This window comes from Mesorhizobium sp. M0296 (assembly GCF_040321675.1).
GTDB lineage: Bacteria > Pseudomonadota > Alphaproteobacteria > Rhizobiales > Rhizobiaceae > Mesorhizobium.
Genome location: NZ_JAMYRZ010000025.1, coordinates 55556 through 71841, shown reverse-complemented (window position 1 = coordinate 71841; position 16286 = coordinate 55556). Strand labels below are relative to the sequence as shown.

At 62.4% G+C, this 16286-nt stretch carries 15 protein-coding genes; 10 read left to right on the top strand and 5 right to left on the bottom strand.

Annotation, left to right across the window (positions count from 1 at the left end; all coding sequences use genetic code 11):
* Window positions 1–69: 69 nt before the first annotated feature.
* The 3 genes from fumC to NKI97_RS22805 all read left to right on the top strand — a co-directional run bounded on the left by fumC (window position 70) and on the right by NKI97_RS22805 (window position 2583).
* A complete protein-coding gene (fumC, locus tag NKI97_RS22815; RefSeq protein WP_352836690.1) occupies window positions 70–1467 on the top strand; it encodes a class II fumarate hydratase in 1398 nt (465 codons plus the stop codon).
* Window positions 1468–1595: 128 nt separating this feature from the next.
* Entirely contained in the window at window positions 1596–2030 is a 435-nt protein-coding gene (locus NKI97_RS22810) for a DoxX family protein (RefSeq protein ID WP_352452770.1), read from the top strand.
* A gap of 139 nt (window positions 2031–2169) precedes the next feature.
* Complete coding sequence (locus NKI97_RS22805) at window positions 2170–2583, top strand: DoxX family protein (RefSeq protein WP_352452771.1); 414 nt, start codon at window positions 2170–2172, stop codon at window positions 2581–2583.
* A gap of 18 nt (window positions 2584–2601) precedes the next feature.
* Here NKI97_RS22805 and NKI97_RS22800 read toward each other — a convergent pair whose 3' ends face one another.
* The 3 genes from NKI97_RS22800 to NKI97_RS22790 all read right to left on the bottom strand — a co-directional run bounded on the left by NKI97_RS22800 (window position 2602) and on the right by NKI97_RS22790 (window position 7025).
* Window positions 2602–3228: a hypothetical protein gene (locus NKI97_RS22800; RefSeq protein WP_352747296.1), complete on the bottom strand. Its 627-nt coding sequence runs from the start codon at window positions 3226–3228 to the stop codon at window positions 2602–2604.
* 63 nt (window positions 3229–3291) lie between these two features.
* Complete coding sequence (gene ppx, locus NKI97_RS22795) at window positions 3292–4824, bottom strand: exopolyphosphatase (protein WP_352452773.1); 1533 nt, start codon at window positions 4822–4824, stop codon at window positions 3292–3294.
* Window positions 4824–7025: an RNA degradosome polyphosphate kinase gene (locus tag NKI97_RS22790; RefSeq protein ID WP_352836687.1), complete on the bottom strand. Its 2202-nt coding sequence runs from the start codon at window positions 7023–7025 to the stop codon at window positions 4824–4826. The genes ppx and NKI97_RS22790 overlap by 1 nt, the downstream gene beginning before the upstream one ends.
* Window positions 7026–7174: 149 nt before the next feature.
* On the opposite strand from NKI97_RS22790, the gene NKI97_RS22785 reads away from it, so the two are divergent.
* Entirely contained in the window at window positions 7175–7420 is a 246-nt protein-coding gene (locus NKI97_RS22785; protein WP_023677627.1) for a zinc-finger domain-containing protein, read from the top strand.
* A gap of 19 nt (window positions 7421–7439) precedes the next feature.
* The gene (locus NKI97_RS22780; RefSeq protein WP_352452775.1) at window positions 7440–8672 is read left to right on the top strand and encodes an FAD-dependent monooxygenase; all 1233 of its coding nucleotides are present in this window, start codon (window positions 7440–7442) and stop codon (window positions 8670–8672) included.
* A 229-nt stretch (window positions 8673–8901) separates the two neighbouring features.
* Here the strand turns inward: NKI97_RS22780 and NKI97_RS22775 are convergent, their stop codons facing one another.
* On the bottom strand, window positions 8902–9573 hold the full coding sequence (locus NKI97_RS22775; protein ID WP_352452776.1) for a TIGR02117 family protein: 672 nt from the start codon (window positions 9571–9573) through the stop codon (window positions 8902–8904).
* Between the two features lie 104 nt (window positions 9574–9677).
* Between NKI97_RS22775 and NKI97_RS22770 the strand changes: the two genes are divergently transcribed.
* From NKI97_RS22770 to NKI97_RS22760, 3 genes are read left to right on the top strand one after another with little or no spacing between them, the layout of a single operon-like run.
* Window positions 9678–9941: a metal-sensing transcriptional repressor gene (locus NKI97_RS22770; RefSeq protein WP_352452777.1), complete on the top strand. Its 264-nt coding sequence runs from the start codon at window positions 9678–9680 to the stop codon at window positions 9939–9941.
* Entirely contained in the window at window positions 9938–10960 is a 1023-nt protein-coding gene (locus NKI97_RS22765) for a cation diffusion facilitator family transporter (protein ID WP_502904522.1), read from the top strand. The genes NKI97_RS22770 and NKI97_RS22765 overlap by 4 nt, the downstream gene beginning before the upstream one ends.
* A gap of 30 nt (window positions 10961–10990) precedes the next feature.
* On the top strand, window positions 10991–11704 hold the full coding sequence (locus tag NKI97_RS22760) for a HoxN/HupN/NixA family nickel/cobalt transporter (protein ID WP_352452778.1): 714 nt from the start codon (window positions 10991–10993) through the stop codon (window positions 11702–11704).
* A gap of 74 nt (window positions 11705–11778) precedes the next feature.
* Here the strand turns inward: NKI97_RS22760 and NKI97_RS22755 are convergent, their stop codons facing one another.
* Complete coding sequence (locus NKI97_RS22755) at window positions 11779–13695, bottom strand: multicopper oxidase domain-containing protein (RefSeq protein ID WP_352836683.1); 1917 nt, start codon at window positions 13693–13695, stop codon at window positions 11779–11781.
* 589 nt (window positions 13696–14284) lie between these two features.
* On the opposite strand from NKI97_RS22755, the gene NKI97_RS22750 reads away from it, so the two are divergent.
* Together NKI97_RS22750 and NKI97_RS22745 are read left to right on the top strand one after the other, a co-directional pair.
* Window positions 14285–15790, top strand: a complete 1506-nt coding sequence (locus NKI97_RS22750) for a multicopper oxidase family protein (protein WP_352452780.1) — start codon at window positions 14285–14287, stop codon at window positions 15788–15790.
* Between the two features lie 13 nt (window positions 15791–15803).
* A complete protein-coding gene (locus tag NKI97_RS22745) occupies window positions 15804–16241 on the top strand; it encodes a YqaA family protein (protein WP_352452781.1) in 438 nt (145 codons plus the stop codon).
* Window positions 16242–16286: the final 45 nt, after the last annotated feature.

The window sequence follows — 16286 nt, the reverse complement described above, 5'->3', positions numbered from 1 at the left end:
CGCAATCTCCGCTTGAAGGCATTTGTGCAACGCGATACGCCGATTGCAAATTGCAAACCGGAGAGACACGTGAGCGCGCCAGAGACCAGAACCGAAACCGACACGTTCGGTCCCATCGAGGTCGCCGCCGACCGCTATTGGGGCGCGCAGGCGCAGCGTTCGCTGGCCAATTTCAAGATCGGCTGGGAGAAACAACCTGCCTCGATCGTGCGGGCGCTGGGCATCGTCAAGCGGGCGGCAGCGGAGGCCAATATGGAGCTGAAGCGGCTCGATCCGGCAATCGGCAAGGCCATTATCGAGGCCTCCCAGGAGGTCATCGACGGCAAGCTCAACGAGCATTTCCCGCTGGTCGTCTGGCAGACCGGTTCGGGCACGCAGTCCAACATGAACGCCAATGAGGTGATCTCCAACCGGGCAATCGAGCTTCTGGGCGGTGTCATGGGATCAAAGAAGCCGGTGCATCCCAACGACCACGTCAATATGAGCCAGTCGTCGAACGACACCTATCCGACGGCAATGCACATCGCCTGCGCCGAGCGCATCATCCACGACCTGCTGCCGGCGCTAAGACATTTGCATACGGCACTCGACGCCAAGACCAGGGCTTTCGCCCATATCGTCAAGATCGGCCGCACCCACACGCAGGACGCGACGCCGCTGACGCTCGGCCAGGAATTCTCCGGCTACGCGGCGCAGGTCGCCTCCTCGATCAAGCGCATCGAGATGACGCTGCCCGGCCTGCAGGAATTGGCACAGGGCGGCACCGCGGTCGGCACCGGCCTCAATGCACCGGTCGGCTTTGCCGAAAAGGTGGCGGCGCGCATCGCCGCAATCACCTGCATCGATTTCGTCACCGCGCCGAACAAGTTCGAGGCGCTTGCCGCCCATGATTCCATGGTCTTCTCGCACGGCGCCATCAATGCCTGCGCGGCGGCGCTGTTCAAGATCGCCAACGACATCCGTCTGCTCGGTTCCGGCCCGCGTTCGGGCCTCGGTGAATTGTCGCTGCCGGAAAACGAACCGGGCTCGTCGATCATGCCGGGCAAGGTCAACCCGACCCAGTGCGAAGCGATGACGCAGGTTTGCGTGCAGGTCTTCGGCAACAATGCGGCGATCAGCTTCGCCGGCAGCCAGGGCCATTTCGAACTCAACGTCTACAATCCGCTGATGGCCTATTGTTTCCTGCAGTCGGTGCAGCTGCTGGCCGACGCTTCGGTGTCGTTCACTGACAATTGCGTCGTCGGCATCGAGGCCCGCGAAGACAACATCAAGGCAGCGCTCGACCGTTCGCTGATGCTGGTGACGGCGCTGGCGCCGACGATCGGCTATGACAACGCCGCCAAGATCGCCAAGGCGGCGCACAAGAACGGCACAACGCTGCGCGAGGAAGCGCTGGCCACCGGGCTGGTCAGCGAAGCCGATTATGAGCGGCTGGTGCGGCCGGAGGACATGACGCACCCAGGGTAAGTTGATCGCGAAAACGTTACCTGGGTGAACAATCCGTAACCAATCTGGCATCTTTGGTGAACAGTCGGCCTGCGCTAACTAGACGGGTATCCCAAGCCGTTTGGCCAAACCCTTCTGGAGAGTTACGCATGTCCACCAACACGTCCACCAACACTTCGTTTGCCGGTTCCGGCACCGCCTCCGGCGCCTCGGGCACGATCCTGCTCGGCCGCATCCTGCTTTCGGTCATCTTCCTGCTTTCCGGTTTCGGCAAGCTGACGGCGATTGCCGGCACGGCCGGCTATTTCGGCAGCCTCGGCCTGCCGCTGCCGATGGTGACCGCCATTGTCGTCGGCCTTATCGAACTGCTTGGCGGCCTGGCCATCCTCGTCGGCTTCCAGACCCGGATCGTCGGCTGGGTAATGGCGATCTTCACCGTCGCCACCGCGCTGGTCGCCCACACCGGCTGGGCCGATCAGATGCAGATGATCAATTTCATGAAGAACCTCGGCATTGCCGGCGGCTTCGTCGTGCTCGCCTCCTCGGGCCCAGGCGCGTATTCAATCGACGCCAAGCGCGGCTGAAGCAGCCCAGCATTTCCTGAACAAAGGGGCGCGGAATTTTCCGCGCCCCTTTTTCGTTGTCGTTTGTGCCTGTCGGTCCGCTGACCGGAATTCTGCTAGGATCGGGCTCTTGGCCACCCGGCCGACAACGGAGGTTGCCATGCCCCGCAATGCGCTGCTTTTGCTTTCCCGACTAATGTTCGCCGCACTGTTCGTGCCGTCCGGCTTCCATGCGCTTGCCGACATTGCCGGCACGACCGGCTATTTCGCCGGCCTCGGCCTGCCGCTGCCGACGCTGGCTGCCTGGGGCACCGGGCTGTTCGAACTGATCGCCGGGCTGCTCATCCTCGTCGGCCTCAAGACGCCGATCGTGGCGCTGCTGCTCGCCGCCTTTTGCGTCGCGACAGCGTTCATCGGCCACTATGGCCAGGGCGGCGGCGATCCGACGCTGACCTTCATGCATTCGCAGATGCTGATGAAGGACATCGCGATATCAGGCGGTTTTCTGGCGCTGGCGATGGCTGGCGCGGGTGCATGGTCGGCCGACGGCCGGATGGCTGCAGGGACTGGCTAAGCTGCCGCCCGGCTCGGCTCATTTGCTGTCGAGAAAGACGAACTCCGCAAGCCTGGTTATGTTTATGGGCTGAGAGAGAAAGGCGCCATGCCCCATTTGACCGACGCTGATGGTCAGGCAAACCAGTCTGCTTTCCACCGCGATCGGCAGCCATTCATATCCATATTGATCTGCGCCCTTGGGGGAGTAGCTCCGAAGATTGCTGTCAATCGCGACATACAGGTAGTTACGCAATTGGATCAGGCTTGCCCTCTTCAGGTATGGCAACAGGTCGGTTCGGCCCACGACAGGGTCAAGAAAGTTGCCGAGGGGCTGATGAACGGACAGAGTTCGATCGACAGCGCCAGGACAGAGATTAACGTCCGCAAAAAACGTGTTCATCGAAATCGATCTTTGAAATTTGATCATTTCGTCGCTTATTCTAAATACAAAGTAATTTATCTTTTGCCCACTTTTAGGTTTTAAAAAACCTTTGAGCAGATTGAATGGTGTTTTGCCGTCTGCGCCTTTTGGATAACTCTTCTCAAACTCAAACGCGCCTTTTGCAGCAACGGAAACCTTGGAAACCGTCTGAGCTCTGGCCGCGTCGACAATCAACAATGACAGGACGGAAAGCAGCAGCGGCAGGATTTGACTGGATTTCACGATCTTCTTCCCCTCAGCGTGCAGTCGTCGCGATTGGCATCCATTTCAGTGCCGCGCCTGAAGCTACTTCACCGAAACACTGGGCCCGCCCTCGACCGCCAGCACCAGCCGGCGGTTGGTGACCCTTGCCAGCTGTGCCAGCCGGCCGGCGGGCCGCTCGCCGTAAAGATCGGCCAGCGCTGCCGGCAGCACCAGCGCCAGCACGCCATTGCCGCGGTTTTCCCATTTCAGTCGCGGCATGACGCCGGGCATTGCCGCGCTCAGCAAATAGACGACGCGCAGCAGCGCGGCCAGCACGCGGGCCCGTTCGAGATAGCGCGGTGTCGCCAGCCCGCGGATTTCCGGAGCGGCTTCATTGAACACGCCCTCGTGGCGAAACAGGCTGACAAGCGCCAGGAAGGCGCGGCCGGGATGATCGACGCCGATGAACGAGGCGTGGGCGATGATGTTGAGCGATTGCTTGCCGCGATATTCGGGATGGGCACGCCAGCCGATATCGGCGAGCAGGCAGGCGGCGTGGCGGTAGCGCGCCTCATCCCTGGTCTCGTCGATGCCGAAGGCGGCGAACGCCTTGCCGGTCCACTCGACAAGCTCATGCGCGTGGTCGACCGAGCGCGAGCGCAGGCGGGCAAGCTCTTCCGCCGCCGAGATCAGCGGATCGGCTTTCTGCTCGGCCTTGTCGAGCAGCGAATAGAGAAAGCCCTCACGCACGCCCAGCGCCGACACGATGATCTTCGACGGCTGCATCGCCGCCATGATCTCCTGCAGCACTATTGCGCCATAGGGCAGCAGCGAACGGCGGTTCTTGGAGATGCCCTCGATGCCTTTGATCTTGTCGATCTCGGCCTTGGCGACCTGCCGGAGGAAGTTCGCGGCGCTTTCGATGCCGATCTCGTAATGGTGCATGACGCCGAGCGGATAGTTGGTCATTTCCATGTGTAGCCGGGCGAGATTTCGCCAGGTGCCGCCGACCGTGTAGAAGGTCCTGCCCTGCCCGCCCTTTAGCAATTTCGCCCGCGCCAGTTGCTCGCGCGTGATCCTTGCCGCCTGGGTCAGCGAGTTCTTCGCCATGTCCTGCAGGCGCAAGCCGCCCAACGGCAGCGTGATGCCGTCACCGATCGTCTCACCGTCAATATCGATCAGCTCGAGGCTGCCGCCGCCAAGATCGCCGGCGATGCCGTTGGCCGGATGGAAACCGGAAATGACGCCGAGCGCCGAATAATGGGCTTCCTCGCGGCCGCTCAGCACCTGGATCTCGGTCTTGAGCACATCCTCGGCGCGGTGGATGAAGTCGGGGCCGTTGACCGCCTCGCGAGCGGCGGCGGTCGCCAGCACATACATGCGCTCGGCGCCGGCCTGGTCGGAGAGTGCGCGGAAACGGCGGAACTCTTCCATCGAGCGCGTCACCGCCTCGGGATCGAGCTTTCCGGTCGAAACGATGCCGCGGCCGAGGCCGGCCAGCATCTTTTCGTTGAACAGCAAGGTCGGCGAGCGCGCCAGCCCCTCATAGATGACAAGACGGATCGAGTTCGATCCGATATCGATGATGGACAGCGGTCGGCGGTCCTGAAGCCGGCCCTGGGACGCTGAAATCATCAGCCCGTCGCTGCGTTCTGTTTCTTGCGGCGCTTGAACTGCGCGATGCGCTTGGGCGCATGCGACTTCAACGCATCGCCCCGTCCGGACAGGCTCGGATTGGTCATGAAATATTCCTGCGCGTTGAACGGTTCCTCGCCCTCCTCCAGCACAACGCGCCGGGAGGTTCCGTCAGCCAATACGTCGAAACTTTGCTGGTTGTCCATGATGTTGCCAAGCATGATCTGGCCGAGCACCTGTTCGTGCACAGTTGGATTGGTGATCGGCACCATGGTCTCGACGCGGCGGTCGAGATTGCGTGGCATCAGATCGGCCGAGGAGATGTAGACGATCGCCCCGTCCGATGGCAGGCCGTGGCCGTTGCCGAAGCAATAGATGCGGCTGTGCTCGAGGAAACGGCCGACGATCGACTTCACCCTAATGTTCTCCGACAGGCCGGGCACCTGCGGTCTCAGGCAGCAGATGCCGCGCACGACGAGATCGATCTCGACGCCGGCGCGGCTGGCATCGTAGAGGGCATCGATGACGATCGGGTCGACCAAGGCGTTCATCTTCATCCAGATGCGGGCCGGCCTGCCCTCCAGCGCGTGGCTGATCTCATCCGAAATGTGCTGGAGGATGCGGTCGCGCAGCGTGAACGGCGATATGGCCAGCCGCATCTGCTCGGCCGGCTCGGCATAGCCGGTGATGAAGTTGAACAACTGGGCGACATCGCGCGCGATCGTCGGGGCGGTGGTGAAGAAGGACAGGTCGGTGTAGATGCGTGCCGTGACCGGGTGGTAGTTGCCGGTGCCGAGATGCACGTAATTGCGCAGCCTGCCGTCCTCGCGCCGCACCACCAGCGACATTTTCGCATGGGTCTTCAGTTCGAGGAAGCCGAAGACCACCTGGACGCCGGCGCGCTCGAGGTCGCGGGCCCAGCGGATGTTGGCTTCTTCGTCGAAGCGCGCCTTGAGCTCGACCAGCGCGGTCACCGACTTGCCGGCCTCGGCGGCGTCGACCAGAGCGCGCACGATCGGGCTGTCGTTGGAGGTGCGATAGAGCGTCTGCTTGATCGCCACCACTTCCGGATCGGCCATTGCCTGGCGCAGGAACTGCACCACGACGTCGAAGGATTCGTAGGGGTGGTGGACGATGATGTCCTTCTCGCGGATCGCCGCAAAACAATCGCCGCCATGCTCGCGGATGCGCTCGGGGAAGCGCGGATTGTAGGGCGTGAACTTCAGATCGTCGCGGGCGACGGCGACGATCTCCGAGATCTGGCTGAGCGCCAGCGGACCGGTGAGCACGCTGATGCGGCTTGCCGAAACGCCAAGCTCCCCGGCGACGAAGTCGCGCAGTTCGGGCGGCATCAGCCGGTCGAATTCGATCCGGATAACCGAGCCGCGGCGCCGCCGCTTCAGCGCCGTCTCGAACAGGCGCACCAGATCCTCTGATTCTTCCTCGACCTCGATATCGCTGTCGCGGATGATGCGGAACGTGCCGGAACCCTTGACCTCGTAGCCCGGGAACAGCTTGCCGATATAAAGACCGACCGCCTCCTCGAGCGGGATGAAGCGAACATGGCGCTTGCGATCCGGCAAGCGGATGAAGCGCCTCAGTGCCACCGGCAGGCGCAAAAGCGCGCTCATTTCCTCGCCGTTCTTACGGTGGCGCAATTGCAACGCCATCGAGAAACCGAGATTGGGAATGAACGGGAACGGATGCGCCGGGTCGATCGACAGCGGCGTCAGCACCGGAAATACCTGCTCCTGGAAATGGTCCTCGAGCCAGATCTTCTCGTCCTTGCTCAGCGCATCGCGGGTGATGCTCTCGATGCCTTCCTTGTCGAGGAGCAGCATCAGCGCCGAAAGGCTTTTCTGCTGGTCCTCCTGCAGGCGCTCGACCTCGCGCAGCAATTGTTCGAGCTGCTGCTCGGGCGTGCGTCCGTCCGGGCTCTTCAGCACGATGCCCTCGCGCACCTGGCCGGCAAGACCCGCAACGCGGACCATGAAGAACTCGTCGAGGTTGGCGGCCGATATCGACAGGAAGCGAACACGCTCGAGCAGCGGATGATTGGCGTTCAGCGACTCTTCGAGCACGCGCCGGTTGAATTGGAGCCAGGAAAACTCGCGGTTGACGAAGCGGTCAGGATTGCCGCCTTCGCGGCTCGCCGCCTCGACGGTGATGAATTCGTTCTGCACCGGCTTCAGTTCGTTCATGGTTTCCGCTCTTCCCACACCGTTCGACGACCATAGCCTTAACCGGCTTAACTTATCCTCTGACAGGCTTTTGCGACAGTTTCATTTCATCGATCTTGCAAAGAGACGGGTTATGATCCAGATGCAATCGACAAGATCAGGAGACGACGATGGCAGGCGGTTCCATTCCCCATTTCCAGAACGATGCGGGCTATCCGGCAATTGACATCGGCGTCAAGGAATTCATGTGCACCGGCGCCAATCCGCCTTTCGACCACCCGCATGTATTTCTCGACATGGGCGACGACAATGAAAAAGTCTGCCCCTATTGCTCGACGCTCTATCGCTATTCGCCGAAGCTGAAGGCGTTGGAAACGCAGCCGCCGGGCTGCCTCTATCTCGACCAGGCCGCCTGATTCTTTCGCGACAACCCTGATGCAGGAAACGCAGTCCCGGCAGGTGGTCATCGCCGGGGCGGGCGTCGCCGGGCTGACCGCGGCACTGGCCTTCGCCGAGCGCGGCTATCGGACAAAACTGTTCGAACAGGCGCAGCACCTCGAGGCTGCCGGCGCCGGTATCCAGCTTTCGCCCAACGCGACGCGCATCCTACGGCAGCTCGGCGTACTCGATCGGCTGCTGGCGACGGCGGTGCGGCCGGAGGCGGTCGTGCTCAAGGATGCCGCCACGCTGCGCAAGCTGGCGCGCGTACCGCTTGGCCAGGCGGCCGAAACGCGCTGGGGAGCGCCCTATCTCGTTGCCCACCGCGCGGATCTGCAGTCAGCGCTGATGCAGCGAGTTTCGGAGCAGCCCGGTATCGATCTGATCGCCGGCGCGCGGGTGACCGACATCGCAGCCGGATCGAAAGGTGTTACCGTCACTGCATCGGCTGATGGCGACACGGTCGAGGCTGGCTGTCTTTTGATCGGCGCCGATGGCGTCTGGTCGTCGGTGCGAGAAACGCTTGCCCGCAACGCAGCCGATTTCCGGAGAAGCCGGTTTTCGGGCGAGCTTGCCTGGCGCGCCACGGTGGCCGCCGACAGCCCCGCTGGACAAACCTTTGCGGCGATCGGTGAGCCCGATTGTGTTACTGCATTCCTCTATTCCGGCTTCCATATGGTCGCCTATCCGGTCAGCCGTGGCACTGCCTTCAACCTCGCTGCCTTCACAAAGGGCGAGCGCATCGCCGAGGGCTGGTCGGGGCATGCCGACCCCGCCATCCTCGCCAGCGCCATGCGCGGTACCGCGCCGGCGCTGGTCCGTCTGGCGAGCGAGGCCGCGCCATGGACGGCATGGCCGATCCACACCGTCGAGCAGCGGCGGTGGACGACGCCGGAAGGCATCGCGCTGATCGGCGATGCGGCGCATGCGATGACGCCGTTTGCCGCACAGGGCGCGGCGATGGCGATCGAGGACGCGGTAACCCTTGCCGGTTTGGTTGCCACCTCGCCTGCCGATCTCAGCAGCGCGCTTGTCGCCTGGGAACAGGCGCGGCGGCCGCGCGTCGCCCAGGTCGCCCGCCGCGGCGTCGTCAACCGCCTCGCCTGGCATGCGGCCGGGCCGGTGGCGATGGCCCGCAACCTGTTCCTGGCGATGCGCTCGCCCGAAAAACTCGCCGCCGATCTCGACTGGCTCTATGGCTGGCGGGCGTTGGACGATGGCGCGCGATGATACGCACGACAGGCTGGAGGGACAGCGCCCTGGACAGCACCCCTCTCTGTCCTGCCGGACATCTCTCCCACTTGGGGGGAGATTGGCCATCACATTGGCTTTCGCCAATCTTCAAGGTTGCATGACCTAGCAAGGCGCCGAAGCCGCTAATCTCCCCCCTCGTGGGGAGATGTCCGGCAGGACAGAGGGGGGCGCGAAGGATCGCGGCGTTGATCAGCCGGAACCCTCTTCAATTGTAAAGCCGCATCGACAGGCCGAGCGAGGCCGGCAGCGGATCCCACCAGCCGGTGCGCAGCCCGGCCGTGCGCAGTGCCGCCGCCGTCCAGGTGTTGCAGCCGATCAGCGCGTTGAAATGACCATTGGCTTCGAAGAACCGATCGAAGCGGGAATAGGCCGCACTCTCGATCGGGATGGCCCCGTTCGGCCCCTGCCGGAAGCTTGCCGCAATGTAATCGAGCAGCGCCGTAAACCGCTCCTCGCCGATGTCGAAGGCAGCGACGTCGCGATGCGGCTCGGCGATGTCGACGGAAATGTCGACATGCATTGCCGAGGCATCGACCGATAGCGCCTTCATCACCGGCACCGCCTTCAGCTCCGACCAGGTCGGCGTCTCCAGATAGAAGGCGCGGCCGCCCCAGCCGAAGACGATGTAGCGGACCTCCGCCATGTCTGCTGGAATGCCGGCATCGACCAGGAAATGGAAGCGCCGGCGCACATCGTCGTCGACCGGGATGGCGATGTCGGTGTGGATCGGATTTTGCAGCACCAGGATACGGTGGCTTGTGCCGATCGGATCGGCAACGGCCGCCGGCCAGAGCGGGCGCGGCAGCAGCGTGCCCAGCGCCACCGCAAGGACTGCTGCAACGACCAGCAGGCCAAGAAAACGGGCAAGCTTCTTCATGGGAAAGGCATAGAACAAGCAATGCTCAAGGTGAAGCCCCTCCGAACGTTGCACAGCTGACTTAGAGCTTGACGCATATCCTCCCCGGGAGGATATGCTCAAGCATGTCAGATCACCTCCACGCCTCGCATCCTTCCATCATAAAGCGCCTGAAGCGCGCGCAAGGCCACCTTGCGGCGGTGCTGGCGATGATCGAGGCGCATCGCCCTTGCGTTGACCTGGCGCAGCAGCTTCATGCAGTCGAAAAAGCGATCAGCAGCGCCAAGCGCGAGCTGATCAACGATCACATCGAGCATTGCCTGACGGACAGCGTGGAAACCGGCGGCAACTCGCTGGCGGAACTCAAGCAGCTGGCGAAGTATCTATGAATGCCATCGTAGCCCGCATTCTGGACTGGCTCGGGTTCGGCTCGCACGCCGCACATCATCACGGCGATCACGGTCCGCACGGTCACAGCCATGGCGTCATCGACGCGACAATTGCCACCACCGACCGGGGCATCTGGGCAATCAAATGGTCGTTCGTGATCCTGGCCATCACCGCGGCATTGCAGATGGTCGTGGTTGCGTTGTCGGGGAGCGTGGCATTGCTGGCCGACACGATCCATAACATCGGCGATGCGACCACGGCGATCCCGCTATGGATTGCGTTCGTTCTGGCGCGGCGCAAGCCGTCGCGGATCTTCATGTATGGCTTGGGCCGGGGCGAGGATCTGGCCGGCATCATCATCGTGCTCATCATCCTGTTCAGCGCTGTAGTCGCTGCCTACCAAGCCATCGACAGGCTGATCAATCCACAAGTGGTGACACACCTGGGCTGGCTGACTGCGGCGGGCATTGTCGGCTTCCTCGGCAACGAGGCGGTTGCCGTGTTCCGTATCCGCGTCGGTCGCGAAATCAACAGCGCGGCACTGATTGCCGACGGCTACCACGCCCGCACAGATGGACTTACCAGCCTTGCCGTGGTCATCGGAGCCATCGGCGTTTGGTTCGGCTTTTCCTTGGCCGATCCGATCGTCGGCCTGCTGATCACGATTGCGATCTTCGGTATCGTCTGGCAATCGGCCCGCTCGGTGCTGACCCGCATGCTGGATGGAATCGAACCCGGTGTGATAGACGAAATCCGACATGCCGCCGAGCATGTTCCGGGCGCGCGCATTGTCGATGCCAAGGCGCGCTGGATCGGTCATAGATTGCACGCCGACATCGCAATTGCCGCGGACGAAACCCTGCCGCTGTCGGCGGCGAACAAGATCGCCGCAGCGCTGAAGGACGAACTATCCCAGCATATGCCGGCCCTGGCTGAGGCGAATGTGCAGTTTTCAACGGAACGTGGAGAGAACGACCATCCTCACGAGCACACGCATCACCACGGCCACATGCACTGACGCTCGCCGATTTTCTGCTAGTCTCGTCCGATGTTCCAGACGCTCGTCGAATTTCAGCGCACGATCTATCTGACGCTCGGCGAACAGATCAAGCTGCTTGCGGCCGGAGGCAATTGGCTGGCGTTCATGGCCTTCCTGCCGATGGGCGTCGTGTTCGGGGCTGCCCATGCGCTGACGCCGGGGCACAGCAAGGCCGTCCTGGCGACGTATCTTGCCGGTTCGGATGCGAAGGTCTCGCGTGGTCTGCTCGTATCTATCACGCTATCGTTCACGCATGTGACGATTGCCGTTCTGATTGCGGCTCTCTCGCTGCCACTGGTCTCAATAGCATTGGGCAGCGTCGGCCGCGCTCCGCTTCTGGAGCACATCAGTCGCGGGCTGCTCGGCCTCATTGGCGTCTGGATGCTCTGGCGCGCTTTGAGCCACAGCCATCACCACAGGCACGAGGGCGAGGCTGTCGGCGTCATGGCAGGCCTGATCCCATGTCCGCTTACGCTTTTCGCTATGACTTTCGCGATGTCCAGGGGTGTTCCGGCAGCGGGCGTCCTGTTTGCCATCACCATGATGGTCGGCGTGGCGCTGACGCTGTCCTGCGTCGCCGTGTTGTCGATCGTGTTTCGGGAACGGCTTGTACAGTTTTTCGCGCGCCAGCCACGGCTGTTCGAAACCATCTCCCGGGCCATCGAGGGCGCCGCCGGTCTCGCCCTTGCCGGCGTCGCTGTCTGGCAGATCACATCAGCTTAAGAGAAAATATGGTTTCAGCCACTGCATGGTGTCCGGTCCGGTGCAGCGGATGGAACGCGCCAAGGCGACGCCGGTCATGTCACATCGATCACGACCATCAGCCCGCCGCCGCCCTTCTCCTCGACATTGTTGTTCGTGGTGTGATGCGGGATGTGGCAATGGATCAGCCATTTGCCCGGACGCTGCGCCTTCCAGATCACGTCGTAGCGCTGACCCGGCCCGACGTTGATCGTATCGGCAAGGAAACGACCCGAAGCGGGGACCGTCTCGCCGTCGCGGGCAACGACCTCGAACGGTCCGCCATGGATATGCATCGGATGGATGAAGCCGTTGTTGGTGCCGATGAACCGCACCTTGAGCGTGTCGCCGACCTTCATCGGGATCGTCTCGGTCGAGGGATAGGCCTTGCCGTTGATGGTGAAGAAATTCGGCATGCCGCCGTCCATCGGCATCGACGGGTAGGTCAGCCCTTCCCGCACCAGCCATTCCTGAAGCTGGATGACGTAATCATGGTCGGCCGCGACCTCGTCGGCGGGATTGGCGGGATCGATGATCAGCGCACCGTAGAGGCCGAGCGCCTGGGTCCGGTCCGGCTTGGCATGGGGGTGGTAGAAATAGGTTCCGTGCTGGGTTGCGGTGAATTCGTATGAATAGGATTGGCCGGGCTCGATCGGCGCCTGGGTGATCTCGGCCGGCCCATCCATCTGGTTCGGCAGGATCAAGCCATGCCAATGCACCGTCGTTTCCTCAGGCAGGCCGTTGGTGACGTTGATCCTGACCCGATCGCCCTGGCGAATGTGAATTCGCGGGCCGGGAATCTGGCCATTATAGGCATAGGCGTCGACCGCGACGTCCGGCAGGATCTGCCAGCGGACCACTGAAGGCCTGAGCTCGAACACCTTGATGCCATTCTCTATCCGAAACGGCAGTTCCTGGTCGCCCCTTGCCGTCAGGCCATAAGAGGCGGCCACGAGGCGTGGATCGGTAGCGGCCATGTCGCGCATCGTATCAGCCGGCGTGTCGCGATCCATGATCATGCCTCGCGGCATGATCACCCCGCCGACGTCGCGTGCCGACAGCGTCAGGTTCAGCCAGTTCGCCGGCGCGATCATGCCGATGGCGAGCGCCAGCAGGGAGACGGCACCCAGGGCAGCCACCTGCGGCGTTGTGGCATCTGTCTCCATGTGATGGCCGCCGCCTTTGCCTTTGTGGGAAGCTATATCGTGGCGCTGTCCGCGATGGCCACTGGCGTCGGCCTGCTGCATTTGCATCTGCGCATGTTGCCTCGTTGCAGGCTGCTCTCGACCATCGATGCCGGCTGCCTGCGCGCGCTGTGTCATCAGCCCATGCTTCAGCCCCCGGGCGACCAGCCAGACATTGGCCGGGTAGGCAAGCGCAAAGCCGGCGATGACGCCGATCGACATCACGCCCCAGAACAACAGCTCCGGCGGTTCCATCGCGCGCATGTCGCGGCCCATCATCAGGAAGCTCATGACCGGCGCCATGCCGGCCATCATGAAGTTCATGGAGATGAACTCGGGCAGGAAGCTCTTGCGTACGTTTTTCCAATAGGTGCCGCCCATCATCGATTTCATGAACAGCGACTGGAAGATGAACAGGCCGAAGGCAAAGCCGGCGAGATATTCGACGATCAGGTCGATCCACATCGGCAGGCCGAGCGCCGCCGTGACGGCGGCGGCAAGAATGATGCCGGTGGCATCGCCGGCGACGCAGTGGATGGTGGAGCCGACGCCCTGCTTCCAGAGCGGCCGGGTGAACACATCATGCTCGCCCGGCCGTGGCTCCTTGTCCGCGAGCACATAAAGCAGCAAGCCGAGCGGACCCATATAGAGGGTGACCAGGATGAAGCCCCATTTCATCACCACCGGCTCGGGATTGTTGCGATATTGGTCGAAGCCGACATAAAGCGTCGAAGCCAGCGCCAGCGCGAACCAGACGACGAGGAAATAATCGATCGGTTGGATGAGCATCAGGATGAACCCTTGACCTATCGCCGCACTCGCCCACTCGGCTTGTTATACAACTCCTAATGGCAACAAACGCGGCTGGCGCGCTTATGATCCGCGCCGACCGTACGCTGTTCAGGCAGGCCAATTTTCGTTGTAACCGACTGATCTGATGACGCCTGCCCGCAGTTCATTTCCGGAACTGTCAGTCTTATCATTGCGGCTCTCCTCTAGTGGGGTTGTCATGGGGCTTCCCATCACAGGAAGGTCAAGGGCTTTTGAGCCAGCTCAAATCATCGCTGTGGTGCCGAAGCAGCGCTCGAAATTTGCCCCTTGACCTTCCCGTGATGGGAACCTTTATCGTGTCGCAGTTACCCAGTTGGAGCTGCAAACCCATGAACGCTGTCGCTCATAACCCCAGCCGAGCCTGTTTCCGCTCCCGCGATTCAGATTGGGATCGAGGGCATGACCTCCGCCTCCTGTGTCGCCCGCTTGAAAGGCGCTGAAGACGGCGGCATGACGTGACCGAGGCTAATGTCAACCTGGCTACGGAGCGTGCCACGTGAGTTACACCGCGTGCCGACGCGCGTGACCTTAATCTCGGAGACAACACATGGATCGACGCTGTTTTCTGGCGGCAGGCGTTGCCACGGTTCTCGCCAGCCCGCGCGCCATCGCCCAGATGAAGATGGACGAGATGCCCGGCATGGATATGGGGCACGCGGGCCACGACATGGGCGCGGCACCAAAAAGCGCGACCATGCTGCCTGAGGGCCAGGCGTTGCGCGAGTTGCCGCTGCTAGCCAATGAAGCCAATGCGCCCCGCCTGTTCAGAGCAAACCTCACGGCTGAACCCGCCATGGTTCGCTTTGCAGAAGGGCTCGACACGCCAATCCTTGGATACAATGGTATGAGCCCGGGGCCATTGATCGAGGTGACTGAAGGCGACCGTGTCGAGATTGCATTCACGAACCGAATTCCTGAAGAGACGAGCACCATCCATTGGCATGGCATGCCGGTTCCAGCTGACCAGGATGGCAATCCTATGGACCCCGTTGCGACGGGCACGGAGCGCACCTACAGCTTCGAACTGCCCGAAGGAAGCGCGGGGTCGTACTGGTATCATCCGCATCCGCACGGCAAGACGGCCGAGCAGGTCTATCGCGGACTTGCCGGCGCGTTCGTGGTCAAGCCGAAGGCGGACCCGATCCCGGCCGAGTATGGCGACACTGTGCTGATGTTCACAGACCTTCGCCTTGCCGCCGACGGCACCATGCCGGACAACACCATGGTCGATTTGATGAACGGGCGCGTCGGCGATCACGTGCTGGTCAATGGACAAAAAAATCCCGCGCTATCCGTCCCGTTTGGAACAAAGCGGCGATTTCGGTTCTACAACGCGACTAACGCGCGCTTTTTGCGGCTCTCCTTCGACGGCGCACCCATGACGATCATCGGCACCGATGGCGGTCTGCTGGAGGCGCCGGTGGCAGCCAAGGATGTCCTGCTCAGCCCGGCGGAACGCCTTGAACTGATCGTCTCGTTTGAGAAGCGCGGCCCCGTCACCCTGAGCACGCTCGACTACGATCGCGGCTGGATGGGCGCAGGCCGCCCCGCCGATGCAGGCCTGACATTGCTTACGGTCAATGTTTTGGACACGCCTGCAGAGACGTTTCCTCCGCTGCCGGAAAAGCTTCGACCAATTGCGCAACTTGGCACCCCTGCCGTCAGCCGGCGTTTCGTGTTCACCGAAACGACGACGATGAGCGCGACGGATATGCAGATGGGCTTCCTGATCAACGGCGCGGCGTTCGACATGGGCCGCATCGACGTGGTGTCGAAAACAGGACAGGTCGAGCTCTGGGAAATCGTCAACAAGGCCGACATGGACCATCCGTTCCATGTTCATGGGACGCAGTTCCAAGTGGTCGAGCACGAACGTGGTGGGCAGGTCTCGAAACCGGCCTATCTCGCCTGGAAGGACACGGTCAACGTGGCGCGCGGCGAAACGATGCGGCTTTTGCTGCGCCAGGATCGCCCCGGGCGGAGGATGTATCATTGCCACATCCTGGAGCACGAGCAGCTCGGCATGATGGGCGTCGTCGACGTGCAGGCCTAGCCGGTCGCTCGACGTGGCTGCACTGGCAATCTATGGCGCCCTGTTCACCAGCGCATTCCTAGCCGCAACCATCTTGCCGGTCTCGTCGGAAGTTGTGCTCGCCGGCTTGATCGCCGGCGGCCGTGGCGATCCGGTGCTACTGCTTGCGGTCGCCACAATCGGCAACACGCTCGGCTCGGTGGTGAACTGGACGCTGGGGCGTGGCATCGATACGCTGCAATCTAGGCGATGGTTTCCCATCACCCGTGAACGATACCAGCGGGCCAGCCGGAGCTTTCGCCGCTTTGGCGCGTGGCTGCTCCTATTCGCCTGGCTGCCGGTCGTCGGGGACGCCTTCACTGTCGCGGCAGGCGCGGCCCGCATGCATCTCGGCGTATTCGTGATGCTTGTCGCATTGGGCAAGGCTGCACGATATGCGGCAATCGTCGCAGGATTGTGGGTGCTAAAATAATTGCCGATGCTCGCCATCGAACAAAGGGCAGATCCTCCCGAGCAT

What these genes read in the sequence shown, in the direction of transcription:
- NKI97_RS22810 (WP_352452770.1), top strand. Translation starts at nt 1,596, where the DNA reads ATGTCCACCAACACGTCCACCAACACTTCGTTTGCCGGTTCCGGCACC.
- NKI97_RS22805 (WP_352452771.1), top strand. Translation starts at nt 2,170, where the DNA reads ATGCCCCGCAATGCGCTGCTTTTGCTTTCCCGACTAATGTTCGCCGCA.
- ppx (WP_352452773.1), bottom strand. Translation starts at nt 4,824, where the DNA reads ATGATTTCAGCGTCCCAGGGCCGGCTTCAGGACCGCCGACCGCTGTCC.
- NKI97_RS22790 (WP_352836687.1), bottom strand. Translation starts at nt 7,025, where the DNA reads ATGAACGAACTGAAGCCGGTGCAGAACGAATTCATCACCGTCGAGGCG.
- NKI97_RS22785 (WP_023677627.1), top strand. Translation starts at nt 7,175, where the DNA reads ATGGCAGGCGGTTCCATTCCCCATTTCCAGAACGATGCGGGCTATCCG.
- NKI97_RS22780 (WP_352452775.1), top strand. Translation starts at nt 7,440, where the DNA reads ATGCAGGAAACGCAGTCCCGGCAGGTGGTCATCGCCGGGGCGGGCGTC.
- NKI97_RS22775 (WP_352452776.1), bottom strand. Translation starts at nt 9,573, where the DNA reads ATGAAGAAGCTTGCCCGTTTTCTTGGCCTGCTGGTCGTTGCAGCAGTC.
- NKI97_RS22770 (WP_352452777.1), top strand. Translation starts at nt 9,678, where the DNA reads ATGTCAGATCACCTCCACGCCTCGCATCCTTCCATCATAAAGCGCCTG.
- NKI97_RS22765 (WP_502904522.1), top strand. Translation starts at nt 9,938, where the DNA reads ATGAATGCCATCGTAGCCCGCATTCTGGACTGGCTCGGGTTCGGCTCG.
- NKI97_RS22760 (WP_352452778.1), top strand. Translation starts at nt 10,991, where the DNA reads ATGTTCCAGACGCTCGTCGAATTTCAGCGCACGATCTATCTGACGCTC.
- NKI97_RS22755 (WP_352836683.1), bottom strand. Translation starts at nt 13,695, where the DNA reads ATGCTCATCCAACCGATCGATTATTTCCTCGTCGTCTGGTTCGCGCTG.
- NKI97_RS22750 (WP_352452780.1), top strand. Translation starts at nt 14,285, where the DNA reads ATGGATCGACGCTGTTTTCTGGCGGCAGGCGTTGCCACGGTTCTCGCC.